At 73.3% G+C, this 6,275-nt stretch carries 4 protein-coding genes; 2 read left to right on the top strand and 2 right to left on the bottom strand.

The window, feature by feature from the left end; translation table 11 throughout:
* Together P2P98_RS03070 and P2P98_RS03075 are read right to left on the bottom strand one after the other, a co-directional pair.
* The coding region (locus P2P98_RS03070; protein ID WP_275797104.1) for an AAA family ATPase at positions 1-2,271 on the bottom strand (2,271 nt) is incomplete at its 3' end.
* A gap of 139 nt (positions 2,272-2,410) precedes the next feature.
* Positions 2,411-3,409: a LacI family DNA-binding transcriptional regulator gene (locus tag P2P98_RS03075; RefSeq protein ID WP_275797106.1), complete on the bottom strand. Its 999-nt coding sequence runs from the start codon at positions 3,407-3,409 to the stop codon at positions 2,411-2,413.
* Between the two features lie 199 nt (positions 3,410-3,608).
* On the opposite strand from P2P98_RS03075, the gene P2P98_RS03080 reads away from it, so the two are divergent.
* Together P2P98_RS03080 and P2P98_RS03085 are read left to right on the top strand one after the other, a co-directional pair.
* Positions 3,609-4,643 carry an agmatine deiminase family protein gene (locus P2P98_RS03080; protein WP_275797107.1) on the top strand — a complete coding sequence of 345 codons (1,035 nt, stop codon included), beginning with the start codon at positions 3,609-3,611 and terminating at the stop codon, positions 4,641-4,643.
* Positions 4,640-6,275 (top strand): amidase (locus P2P98_RS03085; protein WP_275797108.1); only part of this gene is annotated, 1,636 nt, incomplete at its 3' end. The genes P2P98_RS03080 and P2P98_RS03085, both read left to right, overlap by 4 nt.

Here is a 6,275-nt window from a genome sequence, read left to right on the forward strand (position 1 = left end):
CAGGATGCCGACGGCCTGAGCGCGCTGCTGCAGGAAGTCCGAGACCGACGTGAGCCCGCGGATCGCGTCGCTCGAGCGGTCGGTGACGAGGAGCGCCTCGTCGAGGCGGCCCTCGAGGATGAGCCACTCCGCGCGCAGCTGGCTCGCGAAGCCGGTGCCCCACGGGTCGCCGATCTCGGTGAACATCTCGAGCGCGCGGCCGCTTTCGACACCGAGCGTGACGGCGTCCCCGGCGTTCTGCGCGGCCCCGGCGTGCAGCGTGTGCAGGATCGCCCGCGACCACGGCGGGGCGGCGTGCAGCTCGGCGTCGGTCACGTCGACGTGCCAGGTGCGGGCGGCATCGCCGTCTCCCGCGGCGAGCACCGAGCCCGCGAGGCGCAGCAGCGGCGGGATCAGCGCCGTGACCTCCGAGGGGTGTCGGTGAGCGGCTTCCTCGAGCTCGAGGCGGCGGGCCAGGAAGACCTCGGGCGACAGGCCGGTCGTGCCGCCGGGTTCGGGGAAGGTGGCCGAGAACAGCGCGACCGCCTCGACCACGATGGTCGGTTCGTCGTCGAGAGGGGTCGTGGGGTCGGCGACCTCGGCGACCGCGCGCCGCAGGTCGTCGCTGCGCTCGCGGATCGCCCAGGGCCAGAGCAGGCTGCGCAGCAGTCGCGCGCCCGCGCGACGGTCTCCTGCCCGGGCAAGGGCGCGGAGCGCCGCGGTGAGGTTCTCGTCGTTCGCGTCGAACCAGGCGAGGGCAGCCGGGAGCCCCGGCCCGCGCACGTCCTGCTCCCACTGCGCGGCGAGAACCGTGAGCACGTCGGCGGCGGCGCGGCGGTACCGCTCCTCCTCGCCGTCGGTGCGCAGACGGTCGAGCCCGTACTCGCGCACCGTCTCGAGCATGCGGAAGCGCCCCTCGCGCCGGGTGAGGAGCGAGCGGTCGATCAGGGCGTCGAGAGTGTCGGCATCCACTCCGAAGGCCGTGGCGACGGCGCGGGCGTCCGAGGCGCCGATGCCGTCGGGGAAGACGGCCGCGGCGCGCAGGGCGACCCGCTCGGGGTCGGTGAGGGTGTCCCAGCTCCAGTCGATGAGCGCCCGCAGGGTGCGGTGTCGCTCCGAGCTCAGCCGCGGCCCTCGCGAGAGGAGCGCGAACCGGTCGTCGAGGCCCGCGTCGATCTCGGCGAGGGTGAGGGTGCGCGAGCGCGCGGCGGCGAGCTCGATGGCCAGGGGGAGCCCGTCGAGGCGGCGCACGATCCGGGCGGCGGCCTCGTGCTCGTCCGGCGTCGGTTCGCTCCCGCGCGCGGATCGCACGCGGCGGGCGAACAGGGCGTCCGCGTCGGCGGGGGGTAGAGGACCGAGGTCGACGAAGGCTTCGCCCGGGATGCCGAGAGGTTCTCGGCTCGTCGCGAGAATGCGCACACCGCTGCTCATGCCGAGGAGGGTCAGAGCGGCGTCGGCGGCCTCGCGCGAGACGTGCTCGCAGTTGTCGAGCACGAGGACGACGTCACGTCCCGCGACGGCTTCGGCGACGCGCTCGGCCGAGGTCGCCGGGGGGCCAGTCGTTTCGCGGACGCGCACGCCGCGGCCGACGGCGCCGGCGATCGCGGTCCACACCTCGCCGGGGGCGGCGGGGGCGAGCTCGACGACGATCGCGTCGGCGAGGGCGCGGGCGGTCTCGACGGCGAGGGTGGTCTTGCCCGCACCTCCCGGTCCGAGGATCGTGACGAGACGGTCGGTGGCCAGGCGCGAGCGGATGGCGTCGAGCTCGTCGGCCCGGCCGATCAGCGTCGTCACTGAGGCGGGAACGGCGGGGATGACGACGGGTGCGGGAGATGCGGCGGCGAGACGCTCGGCGTGGGCGCGGTCCTCCAGAAGGTCCCGGACGAGCCAGTCGAATCCCTCGCCCGGGGTCCAGACGTCACCGGTCCACAGCGCCAGCGCCTCGCCGGCACGGGCGGCGTCGCCGGTCGAGCGCGCCTCGGCCACGAGGTCTTGGAAATGCGTGATGTCGATGTCGCGGCGGTCCACGTCGAGCCGATAGCCCCCGGGCGTCGACGACACCGACCCCGCGGGGAGCGCGCGCCGTAGGCGCGACACGAGAGACTGCAGGGCCGCCCGGGGGTCGTCGGGGACGTCGAGGGGCCAGAGGTCTTCGGCCAGGGCGCGGGCGCTCACGGTGGTGCCGGCATCCACCGCGAGGCGGAGGAGCAGCGACTGCTGGCCGCGCCCGGGCACGACGGCATCCCCGTCATCCGTGGCGACGCTCAACCCGCCGAAGAACCGCACCCGCACGGATTCACTCTAGGTGGCTGGCCGTTCCCGTCCGACGGGCGCCCGTGCCCTCGCAGATTCGGAGACCGTCACCGGATTCGGAAGAATCGCGGCATCCGGTCCGAATCCGATGCATCCGTCCGAATCCGGCGCGCGTCGCCTACCGCCCGGCGGTGCTCGCGCGCTCGACCAGCCGGGGGAGCCTCACCTGCACGCGGTCGCTCGGGGGATCGGCATCCTGGATCGCGGCGAACAGCTCGAGGCAGGCCTCGCCGACCTCGCGGGCCTCGAGGTCGAAAGAGGTCACTGTGGGGCTCAGGAGCGCGTGCATCGGCTCGTCGACGTACGCCGCGAGCAGGAGGTCGTCGCCGACGCGTCTCCCGGCGCGGTGGGCGGCTTCGAGGGCGGGGGCGGCCGATCCGCTCGGGCCCACGATGAGGGCGTCGACATGCTCTGTCGCCAGGATGTCGCCCACGGCCGCGTCGACTTCCTCGGCGGTGGGGATGAAGCCGATGGCGCGTGAGATCGGGATGCCGCCGCGCTCGGCGGTCCACGTCTCGTACGTCGCGGTGAGCTCACGGCTCCACGCGGTGCCTGCCGAGGGGAGAACCGCGGCGATGCGCTCGGCCCCCCGGGTGGCCAGGTGGTCCAGGAGGAGGCGCAGGGCGGCTTCGTGGTCGTAGACCACGCTCGCCGCGACCCGTCCCTCGCCGCCCACGAGGTGTTCGGCGCTGACAACCGGGCGGCCGGTGTCGAGGATCGCCCGGACGCCGGCATCCTCCGTCGTCCCGTCGACCACCACGTACCCGTCGACGAAGGCCGTCGGCGGGGTGGTGTCGTCGGCGTTGCGGTGAGGGAGCAGGATCACCGAGAGGCCGCGTCGGTCGGCGGCGTCGACCACCCCGAAGGCGAACTCCGTGTAGTACGGCAGGCGCGTCGCCCCCGGGGGAAGGGACAGCCCGATCGCGCCGTACCGGGCGGTGCGGAGGCTGCGCGCGGGGGCGTTGACCACGTACCCCAGCGTGCGGGCGGCGGCGAGCACCCGGTCCCGGGTCTCGGGCGAGACGCCGGCCTTGTCGCGAAGCGCGAACGACGCGGCCGCGATCGAGACGCCGGCCGCGTCGGCCACGTCGTGCAGCGTCGGTTTGCGGGGCGTCACACGGCCCGACAGTACCCGACGCCGAATCGACTCTTGCGCCGATACCAACTTAAACGTTTAATATCCCTGAAACACCACGAGCTCCCGGGCTGAAACACCGAGCCCGTAGCCTCGGGCTCGAGCAGGAGCGATCGACGACGATCCACCCCGCCGGCCCCACATGCCGACCCCGATTCCGACCGAGAGAGATGGCCCGCCGATGAGCTGGCGCATGCCGAGCGAGACCGCCCCGCAGACCCGTACCTGGATGGCCTTCCCTGCGGAGGGACCCACCCTCGGCGAGACCGACGCCGAACGCGAGGCCGGCTACGCGGCCTGGACCGCGGTCGCCCACGCCGTCGCCGAGTTCGAACCCGTCACGATGGTCGTCGATCCCGCGGAGGTCGCCCGCGCACGACGCATGCTGTCGTCCGAGATCGAGATCCTCGAGGCGCCGGTCGACGAGTTCTGGATGCGCGACGCCGGACCCTCCTTCGTCCTCGATCCCGAACGCCCCGGCGTGCTGGGGGCGGTCGCGTGGACGTTCAACGGCTGGGGCGACCACTGGTGGAGCGAGTGGCGCAAGTCCGCCGGCCTCGGACGCCTCGTCGCCGAGGCGGCCGGCGCCGAGCTCGTGTCGTCGCTCCTGGTGAACGAGGGGGGTGGCATCCACGTCGACGGCGAGGGCACTGTCTTGCTCACCGAGACCGTGCAGCTCGACCCGCGCCGCAACCCCTATGCCGACCGCGCGCGCGTCGAGGCCGAGATGCTCCGCACGATCGGCGCGACGCACGCGGTCTGGCTTCCACGCGGGCTGACCCGCGACTACGAGGACTTCGGTACGAGCGGGCACGTCGACATCGTCGCGACGATGCCCTCGCCCGGCGTCGTGCTCCTGCACGACCAGCGCAACCCCGCGCACCCCGACCACGCCGTCTCCGCCGAGCTCCGCGCGTTCTTCGCGGAGCAGACGGATGCCGTCGGCCGCCCGTTCGAGGTGCGCGACCTCCCGGCTCCCGACGCCCTGCGCGACGCCGACGGCGACACCGACTGGAGCTACGTGAACCACCTCGTCGTCAACGGCGGGGTGATCGCCTGCGGCTTCGACGAGCCCGAGGCCGACGATCGGGCGCGCGGCATCCTCGAGGAGGCGTACCCGGGACGCCGGGTGGTCACGGTCGACGCCCGCGAACTGTACGCCCGGGGTGGCGGCATCCACTGCATCACCCAGCAGCAGCCGGAGGTGACCGCGTGATCGAGGTCACCGAAGCGACCATCGCCCAGCTCGCCGCCGCGCTCGCCGCCGGCGAGACCACCGCGGTCGAGCTCGTCGACGCGCACCTCGCGCGCATCGCCGCGTACGACGGGCCGGACTCCGAGACGAGGCTGAACTCGGTCGTCGTGCTCAACCCCGACGCCCGGGCCGAGGCCGAGGCCTCTGATGCGCGCCGCGCCGCGGGGCAGGCGCGCGGCCCGCTCGACGGCATCCCGTATACCGCGAAGGACAGCTATCGCGTGCGCGGTCTCACCGCGGCATCCGGAAGCCCTGCCTTCGCCGATCTCGTCGCGCAGAGCGACGCGTTCACCATCGAGCGGCTGCGTGACGCGGGTGCCATCTGCCTCGGGCGCACGAACATGCCGCCGATGGCCAACGGCGGCATGCAGCGCGGGCTCTACGGGAGAGCCGAGAGCCCCTACAACGCGGACTACCTCACCTCGGCGTTCGCTTCCGGGTCGTCGAACGGCTCCGGGACGGCCACGGCGGCGTCGTTCGGTGTCTTCGGGCTCGGCGAGGAGACGTGGTCGAGCGGGCGGGCCCCGGCATCCTGCAACGGACTCTGCGCGTACACCCCGTCGCGCGGCGTGATCTCGGTGCGCGGCAACTGGCCGCTGGTGCCGACGATGGACGTCGTCGTGCCGCATACGCGGTCAATGGCCGACCTGCTCGCGGTGCTCGACGTCGTCGTCGCCGACGATCCCGACACGCGCGGGGACTTCTGGCGCGCACAGCCGTGGGTGCCGCTGCCGGCTGCGTCCGAGGTCCGGCCGGAGTCGTACGCCGCACTCGCGGCCGACGCCTCGCTGGTCGGCAAGCGGATCGGCATCCCGCGCCTCTTTCTCGGTACGGATCCGCTCGTCGGCACCGGTCCGAAGGGCGTGGGCGGGCCGACGGGGGAGCGCATCGAACCGCGACCGTCGGTGCTCGCGCTCTGGGAGGCCGCGCGGGCCGACCTCGAGGCCGCGGGGGCGATCGTCGTCGAGACGGATTTCCCGCTGCTGAGCAACTACGAGGGCGACCGCCCCGGAGCGCCGACGATCTCGACCCGCGGTCTGGTGTCGCCGGAGTTCCTCCGCCGCGAGATCGTCGACCTGTCGGCGTGGGCGTGGGACGACTTCCTCCGCGCGAACGGACACCCCGGCCTCGCGGTCGTCGACGGGGCGGAGATCTTCCCGCACCCCGAGGGGGCGCTGCCCGACCGATACACGGGCTTTGACGACGACATCGCGGAGTATCCCGCGTACGTGCGCGAGCACCCGGTGAAGGCGTTCACCGAGATCCCTGAGTTGGCTGAGGGTGTGCGGGGTCTGGAAGAGACGCGGCGTCAGGATCTGGAGGAGTGGATGGATGCCGAGAACCTCGACGCCCTGGCCTTCCCGACGCAGAGCGACGTGGCGCCCGCCGACGCCGACGTGAACCCCGCTTCGGCGGACATCGCGTGGCGCAACGGCGTCTGGGTCTCGACGGGAAACCTCGCGATCCGCCACTGCGGGGTGCCGACGGTGACGGTGCCGATGGGGGTGATGGCCGACATCGGGATGCCGGTGGGGCTGACGTTCGCCGGTCGGGCCTACGACGACACGTCATTGCTGCGATTGGGCGCGGCTT

The organism is Microbacterium sp. Kw_RZR3 (assembly GCF_029222405.1).
Taxonomy (GTDB): domain Bacteria; phylum Actinomycetota; class Actinomycetes; order Actinomycetales; family Microbacteriaceae; genus Microbacterium.